This window comes from Myxococcus llanfairpwllgwyngyllgogerychwyrndrobwllllantysiliogogogochensis, from assembly GCF_006636215.1.
Classification (GTDB): Bacteria; Myxococcota; Myxococcia; order Myxococcales; family Myxococcaceae; genus Myxococcus; species Myxococcus llanfairpwllgwyngyllgogerychwyrndrobwllllantysiliogogogochensis.
Map to the genome: position 1 here is coordinate 14392 of NZ_VIFM01000118.1, position 18118 is coordinate 32509.

Consider the following 18118-nt stretch of genomic DNA (forward strand, 5'->3'; position numbering starts at 1 on the left):
GCTCGACTCGGCCCCAGGGATCAGGGGAACAGCCCTCCGATTCGGGTCTGGACGAAGGCCCCGGCGAGGCCCAGGACGAACACCGTGCCGAGGGCCCATCCCAATCGCACGGTGAGCGCCCGCTGCCCCGCCACTCGTGCCACCACCACGAAGCTGACGGCGGCGCTCGCGAGTGACGCGATGGTGGCGCCGACTCCCGCGGTGGTCGGTGACAGCGACCCATGCGAACTCAGTGACGCGGCCGAGGCCACCGCCGAGGCGCTCGACACCAGTCCTCCCAGCGCGCTCACCGCATAGAAACCCGCGTGGCCCAGGAGGCTTTGCCCCACCGTGCCCACGACCTGGAACAGCAACAGCATCGCTCCGAACTTGAGCGCGGACGTGAGCGAGAAGGGACTCTCCAGGGGCAGCGACGGCACGGCGGCCGCGCTGCTCGGAGTCTTGCGGGCCCTCACCAGCGCGAGCCCGATGCTCGACAGCAGGATGAGCGTGAGCGGCACCACGGAGTTCACCAGCGCCCGATAGGACAGGATGCCGAGCAGTGCGGCATTGCGCATCGCCATCGCCGCCGTGGCCAGCATGACGCCTCGATACGCCACGTCCTGGAGCCGTCCGTCCGTCTCCTTCACGCGATGGGCCAGCTCCGTCACCGTGACGGTGCTGTTGACGAGCCCTCCCAGGAATCCCGTCACCTCCACGCCGCGCGTGCCGAAGAGCTTGAGCAACACGTAGTTCACGAACCCCATCGCCGCGATGAGGATGACCGTCACCCACGCCACGCGGGGCACGATGAGCCCCCATGGGTCGACGGGCGCGGTCGGCAACACCGGGTAGATGGCGAAGGCGAGGATGGCCAGCAGGATGGCGGAGCGCAGCTCCTCGGCGGTGATCTTGCTGCTGAAGCCCGCCAGTCGCTCCTTCCATGTGAGCAGCCCCGCGCTCGTCACGGCCACCGCCGCGGGTGTCACCACATGCCCCAATCCACACAGCACTCCGGTGAAGCCGGTGACGAGGAGCGCGGCGGAGGTGGTCAGCTCCGCGCCCTCGTTCGCGCGCAGCGACTGCCAGTTCAGGAAGCCCACCAGCACACCCAGCAGGGCCACGGCGGTGATGGCGAACGGAGTGCCCAGCAGCCCGCCCATCGCACCCAGCAGCGATGCGAAGCCGAAGGTGCGCAAGCCGGCCTCCTTGCCACGCCACTCGCGCTCCAATCCCACGAAGAGCCCCACGCCCAGGGCCAGCGTCAAGCGCATCAACGTCTCGAGCGGCGGCCAGGAGACGGCCGGCGGAAGTCCTTCCATCAAGGGTGAGCCTCTCCTTCGTCGAGCGAAGACTTCAGGTGGTGTGGCGTGGTGCCTCGTGCGCCGCGTCGCCCACGGCGTGCAGCCGGGACCATCCGCGCTCGCGCAACAATCGCTGGATGGGCTCGCGCAGTGACGCTCGGAGTCGCTGCACCTCATCCGGAGTTCCATCTTCACTCACGGGCACCCGCCAGGAAGCGCCGCCTCCCGCCAATGGAGGCGCATCCTCACCGGCCAGGACCAGCCGCACCACGAGCGGCGGCGGTCCGTTCGCATCCCCGTCACACGCGGCGCCATCCACCGTGGCCCGGGCCCGGGCCCGGTCCTGGGCGGAGAGGCCATTGAAGACGGTGACGGCCTGCTCGGCCACGGTCGGACGCGAGCACTGGAAGACGACGCACCAGGGCCTGTGCGCGGGCTTCTCCGCGGGCATCATCAACCAGCGGAAGAGCAGCACGGCGAGCGTGGCGCCCAGCATCTGCGCGGCGACGAAGGACTCGACATCCATCGCATGCAGGGCGCTGGCGCGGGTGCTCACGGCGCGCGCGAGGATGAGCGCGGGATTGGCCAGCGAGCGCGAGTCGGTGAACCAGACAGTGGCGGCGGCATAGCCCGCGACGACCAGGGGCGTGGCGGAGGGACGGCTGCGCACGCACCCACGCACCACCACCAGCAGGCCGAACGTGGCGACCAGCTCCGTGAGGAACTGCGCGGAGCTGGCCGAAGGCGCACGCGTCGCGATGAGCAGGGGCTCCCCGCACATGAGGTGGGCGACCAGCCGTCCGACCAGGCCACCGCCGAGCTGCGCGAGCACGTAGCGCGGAACGTCCCGCCACGGCGTGCCGTCCTCCAGCGCATCCGCGAAGGTGAGGGCGGGATTGAAGTGCGCCCCGGACAACGGCTGGAGCACCAGCGTGAGGCAGGCGAGGACGACGCCCGCGGCCAGGGACATGAAGAGGCGCCCGTCGGTGGCGCTCACTCCCAGGTGCTCCGCGCCGTGGTGGGCCCCTTCGAGTGCCACCACGAGCAGCCCGCAGCCGAGCGCTTCGACCGCGAGCCTCCGGGGCCGGTTCAGGCGCCCCGTGCCGGACGGTGTCGTCGTGGATGGAAGTGCACCCGTCATCGCCCGGCCCTCCAGCGGATCTCCCACCCTATGCCTCGACGAAAGGGTCGTCAAAGGCGAGCGCGAGGGCCCGAGCGAAAGCCGACGAGTGGTCGGGCTTGCTCGCTCGCGGAGGGCCCGGACGTGTCCGTCACCGGGCCCCCGCGAGGTGTCCGCGAGGCTACGCGTTCAGCGCCGCGGCGTGGTGCCGCAGGTGGTCCTCCATGAACGTGGAGATGAAGTAGTAGCCGTGGTCATACCCGTCATGGATGCGCAGCGTGAGCGGCTGCCCCGTGGCCTCGCAGGCCTCTTTCAGCAGCTCCGGCTTGAGCTGCTCCTGGAGGAACTTGTCGCCCGTGCCCTGGTCCACCAGCAGCGGAGGAAGCCGCGTCTTCGCGGAACGGATCAGCTCCGTGGCGTCGTACTCGCGCCACGTGGCCGTGTCCTCGCCCAGGTAGCCCTTGAAGGCCTTCTGGCCCCACGGCACGCGCATGGGCGCGACGATGGGCGCGAAGGCGGACACGGAGCGGTATCGCCCCGGATTGCGCAGCGCGCACACCAGCGCGCCATGGCCGCCCATGGAGTGCCCGAAGATGCCCTCGCGGTCCTCTCGGGCGGGGAAGTGCTCGGCGATGAGCGCGGGCAGCTCCCGGGTGACGTACGTGCCCATGCGGTAGCGCGCGGACCAGGGCGCCTGGGTGGCGTCCAGGTAGAAGCCCGCGCCCACGCCGAAGTCCCAGGACGCGTCCTCGCCGGCATAGCCCGCGCCACGAGGACTGGTGTCGAGTGCCACCAGCATCACCCCCAGCTCGGAGGCCACGCGCTGCGCGCCTCCCTTGATGAGGAAGGTGTCCTCCGTGCACGTGAGGCCGGCGAGGTAGTAGAGCACCGGCACCTTGCGCTCCCGCGCCTGCGGCGGAACGAAGACGCCGAAGCGCATGTCACCCCCGCACGCCTCGGACACGTGCTTGTAGAAGCCGACGGTGCCGTCGAAGCAGCTGTGCTGGCTCAGCAGTGTGGGGGCCGCCGTCATGAGTACTTCACCACGCTGCGGATGGACTCGCCCCGGTGCATCAGGTCGAAGCCCTGGTTGATGTCCTCCAGCTTCAGCGTGTGGGTGATGAGGTCGTCGACGTTGATCTTCCCGTTCATGTACCAGTCGACAATCTGGGGAACGTCCGTGCGGCCCCGCGCGCCGCCGAACGCGCTGCCCTTCCACACGCGCCCGGTGACGAGTTGGAAGGGCCGCGTCTTGATCTCCTGCCCGGCGCCCGCCACGCCGATGACGATGCTCTCGCCCCAGCCCCGGTGGCAGCACTCGAGCGCCTGGCGCATCGTGTTCACGTTGCCAATGCACTCGAAGCTGTAGTCCGCGCCGCCGTTCGTCAGGTTGACGAGGTAGGGCACCAGGTCCCCCTCGACTTCCTTCGGGTTGACGAAGTGGGTGAGGCCGAACTTCTCCGCCATGGCCTTGCGCGCGGGGTTGATGTCCACGCCGACAATCTGGTCCGCGCCCACCATGCGCGCGGCCTGCACCACGTTGAGCCCGATTCCGCCCAGTCCGAACACGACGACGCGCGCGCCCGCCTCCACCTTCGCCGTGTACACCACCGCGCCGATGCCCGTCGTCACGCCGCAGCCGATGTAGCAGACCTTGTCGAACGGGGCGTCCTCGCGAATCTTCGCGACGGCGATCTCCGGCAGCACCGTGTACTGCGCGAAGGTGGACGTGCCCATGTAGTGGTGCACGCTCTGCTTGCCCAACCGGAAGCGACTGGTGCCGTCCGGCATCAGGCCCTTGCCCTGCGTCGCGCGGATGGCCGTACACAGGTTCGTCTTGCGCGACAGGCACGACTTACATTGCCGACACTCCGGCGTGTACAGCGGGATGACGTGGTCGCCCTTGCGCACCGACGTCACGCCCGGCCCCACGTCCACCACCACGCCCGCGCCCTCGTGGCCGAGGATGGCGGGGAACAAGCCCTCCGGGTCCTGCCCGGAGAGCGTGAACTCGTCCGTGTGGCAGATGCCGGTGGCCTTCAGCTCGATGAGCACCTCTCCCGCCTTGGGCCCCTCGAGGTGAACCGTCTCGATGCTCAACGGCTTTCCCGCCTCGAGCGCCACCGCCGCGCGCACGTCCATACACGAGCCTCCCTGTGAAGTTTTGAGGGGCGCAGCGTAATGCGCACGGTGCCTGGGGGGCACGACGGAATCACCCCGTGACCTCCAGGAAACGCTTCTGCCTTCGAGAAAAAACGAAGGGCCTGGAACCGGTGCGCGGTTCCAGGCCCTGGAGGTTCAGGAAGGCGAGGGGACTACTGCGCGTTCGCCGCCTGGGCCTTGGTGGCCTTCTGCGCGTCGCTGAACTTCTTGGTCATGTCCGCGAACTGGCCCTGGAACTCGTCCATCCGCTTCTGGTGCTCGGCGGCGCGGGCGTTCGCCTCGGCGACGATGGCCGGGTCCTTCGCGTTCTCGGTGGCCTCCGACAGCGCCATCTCCTTCTGCTGCCGCTCGTATTCCATGAGGCGGCCCATCACCACGCGCTTGTTGAGGTACGTGTTGGCGGAGTTGGGGTTGAGGGCGATGACCTGGTCGTAATAGTTGAGCGACTTCTCCAGGTCGGCCTTGACGATGGGCGCCGCCATGGAGCGCGCACCACCGCGCTGAGCGTAGATTTCAGCAATCCACCCGAGGGACGCCTCGTCCTTCGGCTCGAGCTTCAGGGCCTCGTTGAAGTACTTCTCGGCCGCTTCCGTGGCACCGCCCTGCATGTTCATGCTGGCGAGCGTCCGGTACGTCTCGGCCTTCTCGGCCGGCGTGGTCTTCATCTCGAGGATCTTCAGGACGGCCTCGCTGGCCTTGTCCATCTCCCCGAGCTGGAGGTGGGCGAACGCCTTCTTCTCCCAGACCTTCTCCTGCTTGGGGTCCGCCTGGAGTGACAGCGCGTAGGCCGCGGCGGCCTCCTTGTACTCCTTCTTGCTCAGGTGATCGCTGCCCTTGATGCGGTGTGGCTTGGCGAGGTCCTCCTCGCCTTTACAGGCCACCGTGCCGCCCAGGGCGAGAACTCCGAACACCAGACCGACTCGTGCCAGTCGCTTCATGTGTGTGAACCTTTCGAGCGGGCCTGAGGAGTCGACCCCGGCCCCCTTCATCCTGCTGTCCGCTCATCGTGTGGGACCCGGCCTCACGGGTCCGAAAGCCCGGCAAGCATACCTGAAGTCCCGGCTCTGGCACCCAGGCCAAGCGCGCCTGCCCTCCAAGCTTTCGGGCTCCCTCCGGCCCCCGGCACCTCGACCAGCGGCCACCTGGCTCGGTCACTCGGGGTACGGGTCTCGGCGAGTCACAGCCAGGGCGCGGCGCTCGCTGCGTATGAACCGCGACAAGGCGCGGCGTCCGCACCCCGGCCGGGGGAGCACGTGGGACACCCGTCAGGGGGAGTCAGGCGATGTGGAGCAAGAGGTGGGTGGGAGTCCTGATGATGGGGCTGATGGTGGGCAATGGGGTCGCATGCAGCCCGTTGAGGCTCGCGGTCCCGGAGACGTTGGCGCGCGAGGCCCGTCCGGTCCCCATCGAGCGGCACCAGCGGTTCCTGGGCACGGGGGGCACTCTGTCCGCCGCTGGATACTCCGCGCTGTATGCCACCGATGCGGTCGAGTTCATGAGCGGCTCGCTGCGCAACGCCACCGCCTGCGAGCGGAAGTCGGCCTATCGCTTCACGCTGGCTTCAGGGGTGCCGTCATCCCGTCCGACGAAGGTGGAGTGCCAGGAGAAGATGACGGGCGTGCAGGCGGAGCTGGAGGCGTTGAAGGGGCAGTTCACCGTGGGCCGCGGCCAGAGCCGTGTCCTCTGCGAGCTGGAGGGGGGCGGGCGCGTGGAGCTCACGCAGTCCGCGGAGCGCCAGAGAGCCGTCACGGAGGCCCCGGTCGTACGAGGGCAGGCGCAGGTGGGCGAGGTGCGCTTGAGTGTCCAGAGCGCCAGCCAGTCCCAGCGCGGATTGCCGGTGTCCTATCTCGGCTTCCACCTGCTCCGCGATGAGCGGACGGTGGCCTCCGTGCAGGTGGTGAAACCCGCGACGCTGTGGATGGCACCGGACCTGTCGGCGGAGGAGCGCGATGCCGTGGTGCTCACCGCCTTTTCGCTGATGCTCCAGCGCGCGTGGACCCCGGAGGGTCCGCTGGACTGCGACGTGTAGTGTCTCGCGGAGTGTGGGTTCCGGAGTCCCGGCGATGGGTCCACCCTTGGACCCACGCCGGGGGCTCCATCGGGCCGCCTCGAGTCTCGTTACGGGGCGCTGCCGTACGAGCCGATCCGCTCGACGGGTTGCGGCTTCGGCGGCTCACCCACGGCCCAGCGGGCCACGGTGGCTTGCAGCGCTCGGGCCGCCTCGATTCCAAACAACGGGTTCTCGATGCCTTCATCCAGGTCGAGCAGCGCGATGAACTCGGTGCTGCCCGCTCGATGAAAGTATGAATAGCGCAGGCCCTTGGGCTGCTGTGCCCTCACGGCCTCGAACGCGGCCTGGACCGCTCGAGTCACCTCCGCGACACCTTGCTCCGCCACCTGGTAACGCACCATCAGTACAGGCATGACCGGCTCCTTGTTCTCGCGTCGTTCATCGCGTCTCTCGCTATGATGAATGGCGCGGATGAAAGGTGACCGATGGCGAATCACTCCGAGTTGGCCGAGCAGTTCGACCGGTCCCGCCGCCACCTGCGGGCGGTCGCGTTTCGCATGCTCGGCACCGCCGACGAGGCGGACGACGCGGTGCAGGAGACCTGGCTTCGAGCCAGCCGCTTCGATGCCCGTGCCGTCGTCAACGTGGCGGGCTGGCTGACCACGATTGTCGCGCGCGTGTGCCTGGAGTCGCTGCGCTCGCGCCAGCGACGGGGTGAGGAGTTTCTCGACGTCGCTGAACTCGACCGGGTCATCGCCCACGATGCCGAGGCTCATCCGGAGGGTGACCTGGTGATGGCGGAGTCCGTCGGGCTCGCGCTGCTCGTGGTGCTCGACGCGTTGGGGCCCGCGGAACGCATCGCCTTCGTGCTGCATGATTTGTTCGGCGTGTCTTTCGAGGAGATCGCCGGGATTGTCGAGCGCTCCCCTGTCGCCGCGAAGAAGCTGGCGAGCCGTGCCCGTCAGCGGGTGCGGGGCACGCCCACGGTTTCCGCCGCCGAGCTCCGCGAGCAGCGTGAGGTCATCGACGCCTTCCTCGCCGCTTCACGCACGGGGGACCTGGAGGCCCTCCTCGCCGTGCTGGCTCCAGACGTCGTGCGCCGTGCGGACCGTGCCGCGCTGCGAGGTGAGGAGGAACCCGAGGTTCGTGGCGCTCGCCGCGTCGCGGAGGAGACGCTCACCAACTCCGGCCGAGCGCGCTTCGCCCGACCCGTCTTCGTGAATGGCGCCCTGGGCATCGTCGTCGCGCCGCTTGGGCGGCCGCTGCTCGTCCTCGAAATCGAACGCCGAGGCGACCGCGTCGCGGCGTTCAACGTCATCAGCGACCGGGCCCGTCTCCGTCAGCTTCGATTCTCCGTCGTCGACCCCGTCCCCACCTGGGCATCTCCATCGTGAACCGCCCAGGTGGGTGAGCCCACCTTCCCCTTGAACCGGGAAGGCGGAGCGCTACGGCGCCGTCGCGCGAATCCAGTCGATGTCGAACGCGATGCCCGAGCCCGACACCGGGTCCAGGCGCAGGTCGGTGATGGTCCCATTCCAACCGGGGACGCCCTGCATGTTGAACGTGAGCGTCTGGTACGTGCCGCCGCCGGAGTGGCCCACGGTCGCCACGCGCGCGCCGGAGAACCCGGGTTGGGTGTCGGTGGCGAAGAACAACTGGACGCCGGTGGGCGCGAAGGACCGCATGTGGACCCGGAGCGTCGCCACTCGGCTGGCGTCGAAGTTGTAGTCGCTGTTGATGAGTATCGCGTCGGCGCTGCTGGAGGTTCCGGTCAACACGCCACCGCTCACCGCTTGTCCCGCGATGTTGGTGCCCACCCAGCCTTCGGTGTCACCCAGCGCGTTGAACTCCACGGAGAGGTCCGAGGCATCGAAGGCGTGCCGGTTCGCGCCAATCTCCACGGAGTCCGGCATCCTGTCTCCGTCCGTGTCGAGCGGTGGAACCACGAAGTCCGTCATCCAGGAGATGATGAACCCCTGGTAGCTGTCCGTGGCCACCGCCTTGATGCTCAGGTCTCCGCCCGGCTGCAGGTAGTACCCCGAGGCGGTGGAGGCACGGAGCGCGGCGAGGGATTCGCGAGGGGGAAAGCTCCCCTGATTGGTAAAGTACGAGAGCCCCCCCAGCTTTCCGAAGTCCTTGAAGTGGGCGATGTACGAGTCACCCAGGGTGGCGTCCACCATCTGCATCAGCACTGACTTGTTCGATGGAAGCGACTCGTAGGCATAGGTGTACTCATAGCCCTCGTTGACGATGACGGGCAGTTGATGCCATTCGCGGTAGCCGTCGACGTAGTAGACGTGCTCGGTGTTGGTCCCCGCCTTCCTGCGCGTGCAGGTGAGGTTGGGGCTCAGTTGCAGGTTCTCGTCGTAGTAGAGCAGGGAGAGCACGAACCGGTGGTCGCTCCGGTATGCGTACTCCCAGTTCGGCGGCTGGTACTCGTCTCCCACGAGCATGAACGGATGGTTGGACACGATGGCCGTGTTGGGCTTGCCGGTGATGCTCCCCGTGAGGTCCCGCAGCACGGTGGACCAGACGCGCGGGTGCTTGGGGTGCCCGGCGTGGGTGCCCGGCGTGGGTTTGCCCGTGGCATCGCACAGCGTGCCTGATTCGTCACAATAACGGATGCGGGGTGGCCCGGCGGGGGACATCGTGTTCCGGAGGAACGTGTGGTTGGGGTGCTTGATGGCCGCGCCCGTGTTCATGAGGAAATTGGCGTTGGCCGCGGTCCACCCGACGAAGTGGGAGTCACGGACCTGCCCCGCGCCGTCATAGACGCGGTAGGCGCTCCGCTCGCCGCTCACGAGGTTCTCCCCTGAGTCCGCCACGAACAGGCTCTGCTCGACGATGCTGTAGCTGGCCATCATGGTGCCGACGGTGTTGTCGACCATGATGTTGTTGCGGAAGACGAGGTTGCTTGTCGAACCCCCGGCGCCAATCCCCGTGTAGAGCGCCATCGCGTTCGCGTACCACGTCCCGTCCTCGATGAGGTGGAGGTCCGGGTTCAACCAGCCATGGTTCGGCTCGATTTCATGGTCAGGGCTCAGCCTGTCGAAGATGTCGAACGCGCTCATGGTGCTGTGGGCGCTGTTGCCCTTGAACGAAATCAACGGGAGCGTCCGGACGGGCATGTCCCGGAATCGCGAATCCCCCGCGGACTGGCCCATGGGCTTGTCGGGGAACGCGAACCAGAACCCCGTGCCCTCGGTTCCCGCCGCGACGTTGTCCTCGAAGGTGTTCTGGGGATTGGTGATCCAATAGCTGGCCGGCGTGCGGTTCTGGACGGCGTTGAATTGGTTGTCGGAGGGGGTGACCTGCTCTCCAGGCGCGGGACGGCGGGTGAGCAGCGTCACGTTGCGCTTGATGACGTTGAAGCGCTCGCTGCCGTCTTCCAGGAACACGCCGTGGCCGATGTGGTCATGGAAGAAGTTGTTCTCCACCAGCGTGCTCTCGGTGCCGTGGATGGTGATGGCGCGGTTGTAGGAGTGGTGGATGCTGGAGTTCTTGAAGTACTGCCCGGCGCCCTCGGCGCCCAGCATGTGCCAGTGGAACGGGTAGCGCCCCAGCTTCGCCTTCTGGCCCATGTTGAAGAGCTCGACGCCGCTGATGAACGCGCGCGAGCTGCCCATGATCATCACGTGCCCGCCGAACCCGTTGGCCGCGGACGTGGAATCTCCCTGCACCTTGATGTTGTGAGTGAGCAGGCCCACCTGGGCGCGCAGGTCCGCGGTCCACGTGCGTGAGCCGTTGGAATAGGACTTCTGCACGCCGCTGTGTGCGTGGGAGAGCGGGCTCGTCAGGGTGAGCCGCGTGTTGGTTGCGTCGAGGGACTGGATGACGCGCTGCTCGGCCTCGTTCCAGTTCCGGGTACTGGACACGACGACGATGACGTCGCCCTGCCGCCAGTTGACGGGCTGCTTCAGGACCAGGCTGTTGCTTCCCGCGCTCACATTCCCCTGGAGCTGCGTCCAGCTCACCCGTTCCTCGCCATGCAGCCGGACGGTGGCGTTGGTCATGGCGCCGAGGAACTTGTCGCCTATTCCCATCACGTCGAGCGTGGGCTCGGATGCGTTGAGCGTGATGACGGCGGTGCTGGGGTAGGGCGTCAGCTCCTGGCCCAGCTCGAACAGGGAGCCTGGGCCCATCACCATCACATACCGCGTGGTGAGGGACACGGGCCGGTTCTGGACGCCGAGCACCTCGCCGTTCACCACGACGGCTCCCGGAGTGAGCGTGCCCTGGAGGCTGACCGCGCTGCCGAGGCCCACGGTGGCGGTGTCACCCGCCGTCGGCACCGCGCCGCCCCAGACGTAGGCATCATTCCAGTCGTGGACCATCTCCATCCGGAGGTCATCCACCAGCCCCGTGTGGTCTCCCGGGGATGTGTCCTCACCATGCACACTCACCGTGACGGGCCCGGCGCTCAGCGCGAGCACCGTGGAGACGTGCTCGGTGTACTGGATGCTCCCGAGGCGGAAGTGGCCGACCTCCGTGCCATTGACGGTGACGCGGACGTCCTTGGCCGGGGGCTGGGTCGGGTCATTCGCGCGCAAGGCGGCCCTCAGTCGGAAGCGGTAGTAGCCCGTGCGCGGAAGGGTGACGGCGGTGGTGGCCGTGGCCCCGCCTTGGAGGAAGAGGACCTGAGCGCCCTCGGGCGCGGCGGGATTGGCGACGGTGAAGGCGCTCCCGTTTCGTGCGAGGCCCGCGCCCGCGGTGAAGCTCCAGGGGCTTCCCGTGGGCGCATAGACAAAGCCGGGGCTGGTGGGGATGGCGGGCGATTCGAAGCCGCTGATGCTGATGTCCCTCACGCGCGACGCCCTGAAGTCATCCACGAAGGCGGTGTCCCCGCCCTGGGGTTTGAGCCCGCGCAGCTCGACGGTGTGGGGCCCGGAGGTGAGCAGCACCGGTCCGGCCGTGAGCCGTTGGTACGTCGCGCTGACGGGGCTCACGGTCAGGATGGCCGTGCCGTCAACGAGCAACTGGACGCCCTGGGCGCTGGTCGGGTCGTTTCCGCGCTGCGCCGTGGAGAAGCTGAAGACGTAGTAGCCCGCCGTGAAGTTGAACGCGCGTGACGCCGTTCCCGCGGCCTGGAGGACGAGCACCTGCGCGCCTTCGGGCGCGTTGGGATTCCCCGACGTGAACGCCGTGGCGTTCCGGGAGAGTCCCGCACCGCCTGCCAGCGTCCAGCCAGAGCCGGCGGGGGCGTAGGCGTACCCAGGCGAGGCGGGGAGGGCAGGCACCTCGAACGTTCCGTTGGGCACCGTGAACGCGGTCGCCGACGCGGAGCTCAAGGCAGCGGCGCTGGCTTCAAGCGCGAAACACAGCGCCAATGAGAGAAGCAGCTTTTTCGGATAAAGCCAGAATGTCCGCATGGGCGGATTTATGGCTGTCATCACGGGGCGTCGTCAAACAGGTGGGGGGCGTCGTCGCGAGTGCGGGCTGCTTCGCGTCGCTGACTTGACACGTCATACGCGCGACCGGAACTCGCGACTCTTGCCGGAGGTCTCGTTCATGCGTGGCTTTCGGGTGGCGGCGGTGGTGCTGGATGCCTGGCGGAAGTGGCCCTAGTGTGAGGGCCGGTTCCTTCCTCGGAGCGTGCTCACCATGACTGTCCTCACTCGACGAACCGTGCTCCAGGGGCTCGCCGTCACCGCCGCGGGCTGTGCCTCGACGCGCTCGGTGCGCGCGCCACGTCCCGGGCCGTCGCTACCCCTGGGCGCGCAGATGGGAGACCTGCGCACCGGCGCCGTCACCGTCTGGGGCAAGGCGGACCGGGCCTCGCGGCTCGTGGTGGAGTGGAGCGAGGACTCCCGCCTCGTGAAGGGCGTGCATCGCGTGGAGGGCGCCGCGCTCACCGCCGCGACGGACTTCACGGGCGTGGTGGACCTCACGGGTCTGCCAGCGGGGCGCGAGGTCTTCGTGCGCGTGCTCGCGGAGGACGGCGGCGTCACCGGCGAGGAGTGGCGCGGGCGGTTCCTCACGTCACCGGACTCGGCCAAGGATGTGTGCTTCGCGTGGAGCGCGGACGTGTGTGGCCAGGGTTGGGGCATCAACCCGGAGTGGGGCGGTTATCGAGGCTACGCGGCCGTCCATGCGCTGCGCCCCGACTTCTTCCTGCACGTCGGCGACGCCATCTATGCCGACAACCCCCTGCTGACGGAGGTCGTCCTCCCGGATGGGCGCGTGTGGCGCAACAAGGTGACTCCCGCCAAGTCGAAGGTCGCCGAGACGCTGGAGGAGCTGCGCGGGAACTTCGCCTACAACTTCCTGGACGACTCGCTACGAGCCCTCGCTCGGGACGTGCCCATTGCGTACCAGTGGGATGACCACGAGGTGCGCAACAACTGGTATCCGGGGCGCAGCCTCGCGGACGACCCTCGGTACACGCAGGTCTCGGACGAACGGGTGCTCGGCGCGCGAGCGCGTCAGGCGTTCTTCGAGTATTCGCCCGTGGGAGGCGCCGCGCGAGCCGAGGGTCGCATCCATCGCCAGCTCTCACAGGGGCCCTTGCTGGATGTCTTCATTCCGGACGTGCGCGCGTTCCGGGCGCCGAACTCTGTCAATCGCCAGGAGCAGCAGGGACCGGAGACGACGTTCCTCGGACGCGCGCAACTCGACGGACTCAAGCAGTCGCTGGCGGCCTCCCGGGCGACGTGGAAGGTGATTGCGACCAGCATGCCGCTGGGGCTCATCATCCCGGCGGAGAAGCTGCCGGATGGTGGCTACCGCATGGAGGCGTGGGCCAACGGTCCGGGTGCTCCACTGGGACGCGAGCTGGAGCTGGCGGAGTTGTTGTCGTTCCTGAAGGAGCGGAAGGTGCGCAACGTGGTGTTCGTCACCGCGGACGTACACTACCCGGCGATGCACCATTATCACCCGGACCGCGCGCGCTTCCGCGACTTCGACCCGTTCTGGGAGTTCGTCGCGGGTCCGCTCAACGCGGGCACCTTCGGCCCCAGCCCGCTCGATGAGACCTTTGGCCCGGAGGTCAAGTGGCACAAGCCGGCGACGGTGATGAACGCGGCACCGTGGGAAGGACAGCAGTACTTCGGCAGCGTCCGCATCCAGGGCGACAGTGGCGTGATGACCGTCGCCATCCATGACCTGACGGGCAAGGCGCTGCACTCCGTGGAACTGGAGCCGAACCGATGATGCTCATGCTCGTCGTCCTGCTGGTGGGCTTTGTGTCGGCCGTGGTCGTCGTGCTCTCCATGAATCGTCCGGCAGGGCAGGGGGAGTCGAAACGCTCGGAGCTGGAGGTCTGCCAGCACTGTGGTCAGGCGCGGGAACTGCTCGACGAGGAGATGGATGACCTCCATCTGAATGATGAGCAACGCCGGCAGGAGCAGAGCGGTGCCGTCGACTATCACGTCTGGTGGTGTGGCTCCTGCGAGGACGGCGTGGTGACGCGCAATTCGCGGTTCATCCAGACGGTGGGCGTGTGCCGTGCGTGCAGCGGGCGCGCGGAGCAGTCCATGCGAACCGTCGTCCCCGCCACGGCCGCCCGTGGCGGCGAGCTTCAAGTGGAGCTGGCCTGTCAGGGCTGTGGCCACCTCCAGCGGTTCTGGCGCTACACGCCCCGGGCTTCGTTGGCGAAGTGAGGGCGCACGTGCCCGCTACGTGGTGAGCACGAGCTTGACCAGCTCCGGGGGACTGCCGACGCGCATGGGGGGCCCCCAGAAGCCACAGCCCCGGCTCACGTAGATGTGGGAGTCCTGGTGCCGGTAGAGCCCGGCCGCGTGCTCCCACGCGAGGCCGATGAACAGCGTCATCGGGAGGAGCTGCCCGCCGTGGGTGTGGCCTGAAATCTGGAGGTCCATCCCTCGCTCCGCGGCCACCTTGAAGTTCGCGGGCTGGTGCGCGAGCAGCACGGCCGCCCGGTCCGGCGCCCGTCCCGCGAGCGCCAGGTCCAGGTCGTAGCCCTTCTGGTTGCGCCGTCTCCATCCGCTCCAGTCGTCCACGCCGACCAGGTCCAGGGATGCCCCCGCATCGCCGATGCGGACATGGCGGTTGCGCAGAGACTGGATGTCGAGCGTCTGGAGGAACGCCGTCCACTCCGCGTCACCGGAGTAGTAGTCGTGATTGCCGGTGACGAAGTAGCTGCCGTAGCGGGAGCGCAGGGCTCCGAGCGCGGCGACGGCGCCTCCCAGCGTGGGCACGTCCCCGTCCACCAGGTCGCCGGTGATGGCGAAGAGGTCCGGCTTGAGGGCGTTGGCCTGACGCACCAGCTCGTCCATGAACCTGCGCTGGATGAAGGGGCCCACGTGGATGTCCGTGAGCTGGACGATGGTGAGCCCATCCAGCGCTCGCGGCAGCTTGGGAATCCTGATGGCGAGCTCCGTCACCAGCGGCGGTGCATAGGCGCGCCAGTTCCCGTACGTCGCCAGCCCCCCGCCCGCGAGCGCGGCGCCTCCCGCCAGCGCGCGCCCCAGGAACTTCCTCCGCTCCTCGTCCACCCGGAGTTCGACGTCTGGCGGAGCCTCCGGCACGGTGGTCGTGGGCGCAGGTGGTGGGGCCGCGTAGCGCCGTTGAATATGCCGTCCCAGGCCGACGAGGGCCCGGAGGAGGTCCGTCGCTCCGAGCGCAATCACCAGACAGAGCGCCACGCCCATCCACGTGTACGTGGTCACCGTCGCGATGCGTTCGAATCCCTCGGGGAGGGCATCCAGCACGGTGCGCCGCATTCCCAGGAGCAGCGTCAGGAGGCCCAGCACGACCAGGGCCACGAACCGGGCCGCGCGACCCCGCACCAGCTCACGGACCAGCCGTCGGTAGAGGTACAGGTGGCCCAGCACCGCGCCGAGCCCGATGAGCATCGAGAAGGAGAAGATCCTGAACGGCATGTGCGAGCGACCCGAGGCGAGAGCGGACGAGAAGGGTAACACGGTGCCCACGCCATGGCCGTCCTGGTGACAGGCCCGCGCCCGGGTCCTCGCGATTGAACAGAGTCCTCGGCGTCGTCGCCGGGAATCCGCCAGAGTCTCGTCGGGCAGGTAGATTCCGTGGGGCAGGCGAGCGTCACGAGGGGACACGCATGGACAAGGTCATCGTCATCACGGGGGCGAGTGGGGGAATCGGGGCGGAGCTGGCCCGGGTCGCGGGGGCGCGTGGAGCGAAGCTGGTGCTGGCCGCGCGCCGTCGGACGGAGCTGGAGGCTGTCGCCAACCGCTCCGGCCGTGACTCGCTCGCCGTCGTCACCGATGTGACGGCTCGCGCGGAGGTGGAACGACTGCGTGACGCGGCGCTCGAACGCTTCGGCCGCATCGATGTCTGGGTGAACAACGCGGGACGCGGCATCACCCGCTCCGTGGCCGAGCTCACCGACGCGGACCTGGAGTCGATGTGGCGCGACAACGTGCACAGCGCGCTCTATGGGATGCAGGCCGTCCTGCCGCACTTCCAGGCGCGCAACGCCGGACAGATTCTCAACATCTCCAGCACCCTGGGACGGCTGCCCGTGGTGCCCCACCGCTCGGCGTATAGCGCGGCCAAGCACGCGTTGAATGCGCTGAGCGCCTGTCTCCGGCTGGAGCTGCGCCAGACGCACCCAGGCATCTCCATCACGGTGGTGATGCCCGGAGTCGTGGCCACGGAGTTCGGCGCCAATGCGCTGGGCGGTGGGCCGGACTCGCGCGCACTGCCCGGGGCCCAGCCCGTCGAGGAGGCCGTGGAGGCCATCCTCGACGCCATCGCCCACCCGCGTCCGGAGGTCTTCACGAAGGCGTCCACGCAGGCCGAGGTCGAGCGCTACTACCACGACGTCGCCGCGTTCGAGGCGGACCCGGGCGCGCGTCCCGGGCGCTGAGCGGGGTGTGACGCCCGGGAGCAGTCGGGTTGCTCCCGGGAGAAGGTGTCATTCGTAGCGGAGCGACTCGATGGGCGCGAGGCTCGCGGCGCGGCGCGCGGGCCAGATGCCGAAGAACACGCCCACGGTGGCGGAGAAGGCGATGGCCACCACGATGGCCTCGGGGGCCACCACCATGGTCCATCCCATGAGCTTCTGGAGCACCGCCGCGCCCCCCACGCCCAGCACCAGTCCGAGCGTGCCTCCGGCCAGACACAGGACGAGGGACTCGACGAGGAACTGGAGCAGGATGTCCGTGCCCGTGGCCCCCAGCGCCTTTCGCAGACCAATCTCGCGCGTCCGCTCCGTCACCGAGACGAGCATGATGTTCATGATGCCGATGCCCCCCACCAGCAGGGAGATGGCGGCGATGCCGGCGAGCAGCAGCGAGAAGGTCTGCGTCGTCTCCTGCACCGTCGCGAGCAGCGAGGCCTGGTCGCGGATGTTGAAGTCGGCCGGCTCCTCGGGACGCAGGCGGTGCTCGCGCCGCAGCTTGAGGTCGATCTCCGCCATGGCGTCGTCCATGGTTTTCTCGCTCATGGCCTGCACGGCGATGGAGCGGATGCGGTCGCTGCCCATCACCCGGAACTGCGCGGTGGACAGCGGGATGTAGAGGCTCTCGTCGGGGTTGGAGAAGCCCTGGGAGCCCTTCTCCGCCAGCACTCCAATGACCTCGAAGGGAATGCCTCGGATGCGAATCGTCTCGCCCACCAGCGAAGAGGAGTCGCGAATCCCCAGCTGCCCGCCCGCCAGCGCCCCCAGCACCACCACGCGCCGCCGACCCCGGTCCTCCGCGTCGGTGAACATCCGGCCCGCGACGACGCGGGACTCGTTGATGCCGAAGTACGCCGGCCACGTGCCCACCACCGACAGGTTCGCGTTGCCCGCGCCGTACTCCACCTGGAAGCGCGACTCGATTTCCGGCGCCACGGCCTGGATGTGTTTGGCGTTGGTGCGCAGCGCCTCCGCGTCGTCGATGGTCATCGACGCCTGACCTCGACCGAGGCCGCCCGAGAAGGACTGGCCGGGGCGCACCGTCAGGACATTCGTCCCGAGCGTCTTCAGCCGCTGCTCCACCGAGCGCTGGGCTCCTTCGCCCAACGCCACCATGGTGATGACCGCCGCGATGCCGATGACGATGCCGAGCATGGTCAACAGCGACCGCAGCTTGTTGGCGAGGACCGCGTCGAACGCCACAAGGATGATTTCACCCATGACCTGCCTCCTCCTCCCGCCGACTAACGACCGCCGCGCCCACCGCCAGCACCACCACCCATGCCGGGCATCATTCCGCCGCCCGCCTGCCGCATCCGCTCGTTGCGCTGCGCCTGCTGCTGCTGGAGCTGCGCCACCGACACGAGCAACACCTGCTCGCCCGCCTCCAGCCCGCTGATGACCTCCGAGCTCTCCCAGTCACTCATGCCCAGCACCACGCGGCGCGGCTCCGGTCCCTTCGCGCCCTGCACGAAGACGAGCCCCGGTCGCGTGTCGCCCTGGGCCTGCTGGCCCTCGCGGTTGCCCCGGTTGCGCCGGCCCTCACCCGCGCCGTCCTGACCCGCGGCCGTCGCCGGAGTCGCCACATTCACCGGCGTGGCCGTGCCCGCGCCCACGGTGCCCTTGTCGCCGCCCGCCACGGGCGCGCCCTCGGTGCCACCCGTCGACGCCGGGCCCTGCGGCGGAGTTTCCGCGCCGCTTCCTCC

The 18118-nt window shown here is 68.6% G+C and carries 14 protein-coding genes and 1 pseudogene; 5 read left to right on the forward strand and 10 right to left on the reverse strand.

Annotation, left to right across the window (positions count from 1 at the left end):
* Positions 1-20 precede the first annotated feature (20 nt).
* The 5 genes from FJV41_RS26420 to FJV41_RS26440 form a co-directional block, all read right to left on the reverse strand.
* Entirely contained in the window at positions 21-1301 is a 1281-nt protein-coding gene (locus tag FJV41_RS26420) for an MgtC/SapB family protein (protein ID WP_246137423.1), read from the reverse strand.
* Between the two features lie 34 nt (positions 1302-1335).
* On the reverse strand, positions 1336-2424 hold the full coding sequence (locus FJV41_RS26425) for an aquaporin (protein ID WP_141645329.1): 1089 nt from the start codon (positions 2422-2424) through the stop codon (positions 1336-1338).
* 160 nt (positions 2425-2584) lie between these two features.
* A complete protein-coding gene (gene fghA / locus FJV41_RS26430) occupies positions 2585-3436 on the reverse strand; it encodes an S-formylglutathione hydrolase (RefSeq protein WP_141645330.1) in 852 nt (283 codons plus the stop codon).
* Positions 3433-4545, reverse strand: a complete 1113-nt coding sequence (locus tag FJV41_RS26435) for an S-(hydroxymethyl)glutathione dehydrogenase/class III alcohol dehydrogenase (protein WP_141645331.1) — start codon at positions 4543-4545, stop codon at positions 3433-3435. Before FJV41_RS26435 ends, fghA begins: the two co-directional genes overlap by 4 nt.
* 173 nt (positions 4546-4718) lie before the next feature.
* Positions 4719-5504, reverse strand: coding sequence for a tetratricopeptide repeat protein (locus tag FJV41_RS26440; RefSeq protein ID WP_141645332.1), 786 nt, complete (start codon positions 5502-5504; stop codon positions 4719-4721).
* Positions 5505-5848: 344 nt separating this feature from the next.
* Here FJV41_RS26440 and FJV41_RS26445 point away from each other — a divergent pair, with 344 nt between their 5' ends.
* Positions 5849-6595 carry a hypothetical protein gene (locus FJV41_RS26445; RefSeq protein WP_141645333.1) on the forward strand — a complete coding sequence of 249 codons (747 nt, stop codon included), beginning with the start codon at positions 5849-5851 and terminating at the stop codon, positions 6593-6595.
* Between the two features lie 89 nt (positions 6596-6684).
* On the opposite strand, the gene FJV41_RS26450 is transcribed toward FJV41_RS26445, so the two are convergent.
* Entirely contained in the window at positions 6685-6990 is a 306-nt protein-coding gene (locus tag FJV41_RS26450; protein ID WP_141645334.1) for a hypothetical protein, read from the reverse strand.
* A gap of 72 nt (positions 6991-7062) precedes the next feature.
* Between FJV41_RS26450 and FJV41_RS26455 the strand changes: the two genes are divergently transcribed.
* Positions 7063-7971, forward strand: coding sequence for a sigma-70 family RNA polymerase sigma factor (locus FJV41_RS26455; protein ID WP_141645335.1), 909 nt, complete (start codon positions 7063-7065; stop codon positions 7969-7971).
* Positions 7972-8022: 51 nt separating this feature from the next.
* Here FJV41_RS26455 and FJV41_RS26460 read toward each other — a convergent pair whose 3' ends face one another.
* Positions 8023-11865 carry a G8 domain-containing protein gene (locus tag FJV41_RS26460; RefSeq protein WP_181790948.1) on the reverse strand — a complete coding sequence of 1281 codons (3843 nt, stop codon included), beginning with the start codon at positions 11863-11865 and terminating at the stop codon, positions 8023-8025.
* 313 nt (positions 11866-12178) lie between these two features.
* On the opposite strand from FJV41_RS26460, the gene FJV41_RS26465 reads away from it, so the two are divergent.
* On the forward strand, positions 12179-13726 hold the full coding sequence (locus tag FJV41_RS26465; protein ID WP_141645337.1) for an alkaline phosphatase D family protein: 1548 nt from the start codon (positions 12179-12181) through the stop codon (positions 13724-13726).
* Positions 13723-14175 (forward strand): hypothetical protein, encoded by a 453-nt coding sequence (locus FJV41_RS26470; RefSeq protein WP_141645338.1) that lies wholly within the window; start codon positions 13723-13725, stop codon positions 14173-14175. The genes FJV41_RS26465 and FJV41_RS26470 overlap by 4 nt, the downstream gene beginning before the upstream one ends.
* Before the next feature lie 15 nt (positions 14176-14190).
* Here FJV41_RS26470 and FJV41_RS26475 read toward each other — a convergent pair whose 3' ends face one another.
* Entirely contained in the window at positions 14191-15417 is a 1227-nt protein-coding gene (locus tag FJV41_RS26475; RefSeq protein ID WP_141645339.1) for a metallophosphoesterase, read from the reverse strand.
* Between the two features lie 191 nt (positions 15418-15608).
* Here FJV41_RS26475 and FJV41_RS26480 point away from each other — a divergent pair, with 191 nt between their 5' ends.
* Positions 15609-16379: an SDR family oxidoreductase gene (locus tag FJV41_RS26480; RefSeq protein ID WP_141645340.1), complete on the forward strand. Its 771-nt coding sequence runs from the start codon at positions 15609-15611 to the stop codon at positions 16377-16379.
* Positions 16380-16427: 48 nt separating this feature from the next.
* Here FJV41_RS26480 and FJV41_RS26485 read toward each other — a convergent pair whose 3' ends face one another.
* The gene (locus FJV41_RS26485; protein ID WP_141645341.1) at positions 16428-17633 is read right to left on the reverse strand and encodes an ABC transporter permease; all 1206 of its coding nucleotides are present in this window, start codon (positions 17631-17633) and stop codon (positions 16428-16430) included.
* Between the two features lie 23 nt (positions 17634-17656).
* Positions 17657-18118 (reverse strand): annotated as a pseudogene (locus FJV41_RS26490) (efflux RND transporter periplasmic adaptor subunit); the annotation flags it as partial.

Coding starts and splice junctions, on each gene's coding strand:
- FJV41_RS26420 (WP_246137423.1), bottom strand. CDS start 1,301: ATGGAAGGACTTCCGCCGGCCGTCTCCTGGCCGCCGCTCGAGACGTTG.
- FJV41_RS26425 (WP_141645329.1), bottom strand. CDS start 2,424: ATGACGGGTGCACTTCCATCCACGACGACACCGTCCGGCACGGGGCGC.
- fghA (WP_141645330.1), bottom strand. CDS start 3,436: ATGACGGCGGCCCCCACACTGCTGAGCCAGCACAGCTGCTTCGACGGC.
- FJV41_RS26435 (WP_141645331.1), bottom strand. CDS start 4,545: ATGGACGTGCGCGCGGCGGTGGCGCTCGAGGCGGGAAAGCCGTTGAGC.
- FJV41_RS26440 (WP_141645332.1), bottom strand. CDS start 5,504: ATGAAGCGACTGGCACGAGTCGGTCTGGTGTTCGGAGTTCTCGCCCTG.
- FJV41_RS26445 (WP_141645333.1), top strand. CDS start 5,849: ATGTGGAGCAAGAGGTGGGTGGGAGTCCTGATGATGGGGCTGATGGTG.
- FJV41_RS26450 (WP_141645334.1), bottom strand. CDS start 6,990: ATGCCTGTACTGATGGTGCGTTACCAGGTGGCGGAGCAAGGTGTCGCG.
- FJV41_RS26455 (WP_141645335.1), top strand. CDS start 7,063: ATGGCGAATCACTCCGAGTTGGCCGAGCAGTTCGACCGGTCCCGCCGC.
- FJV41_RS26465 (WP_141645337.1), top strand. CDS start 12,179: ATGACTGTCCTCACTCGACGAACCGTGCTCCAGGGGCTCGCCGTCACC.
- FJV41_RS26470 (WP_141645338.1), top strand. CDS start 13,723: ATGATGCTCATGCTCGTCGTCCTGCTGGTGGGCTTTGTGTCGGCCGTG.
- FJV41_RS26475 (WP_141645339.1), bottom strand. CDS start 15,417: ATGCCGTTCAGGATCTTCTCCTTCTCGATGCTCATCGGGCTCGGCGCG.
- FJV41_RS26480 (WP_141645340.1), top strand. CDS start 15,609: ATGGACAAGGTCATCGTCATCACGGGGGCGAGTGGGGGAATCGGGGCG.
- FJV41_RS26485 (WP_141645341.1), bottom strand. CDS start 17,633: ATGGGTGAAATCATCCTTGTGGCGTTCGACGCGGTCCTCGCCAACAAG.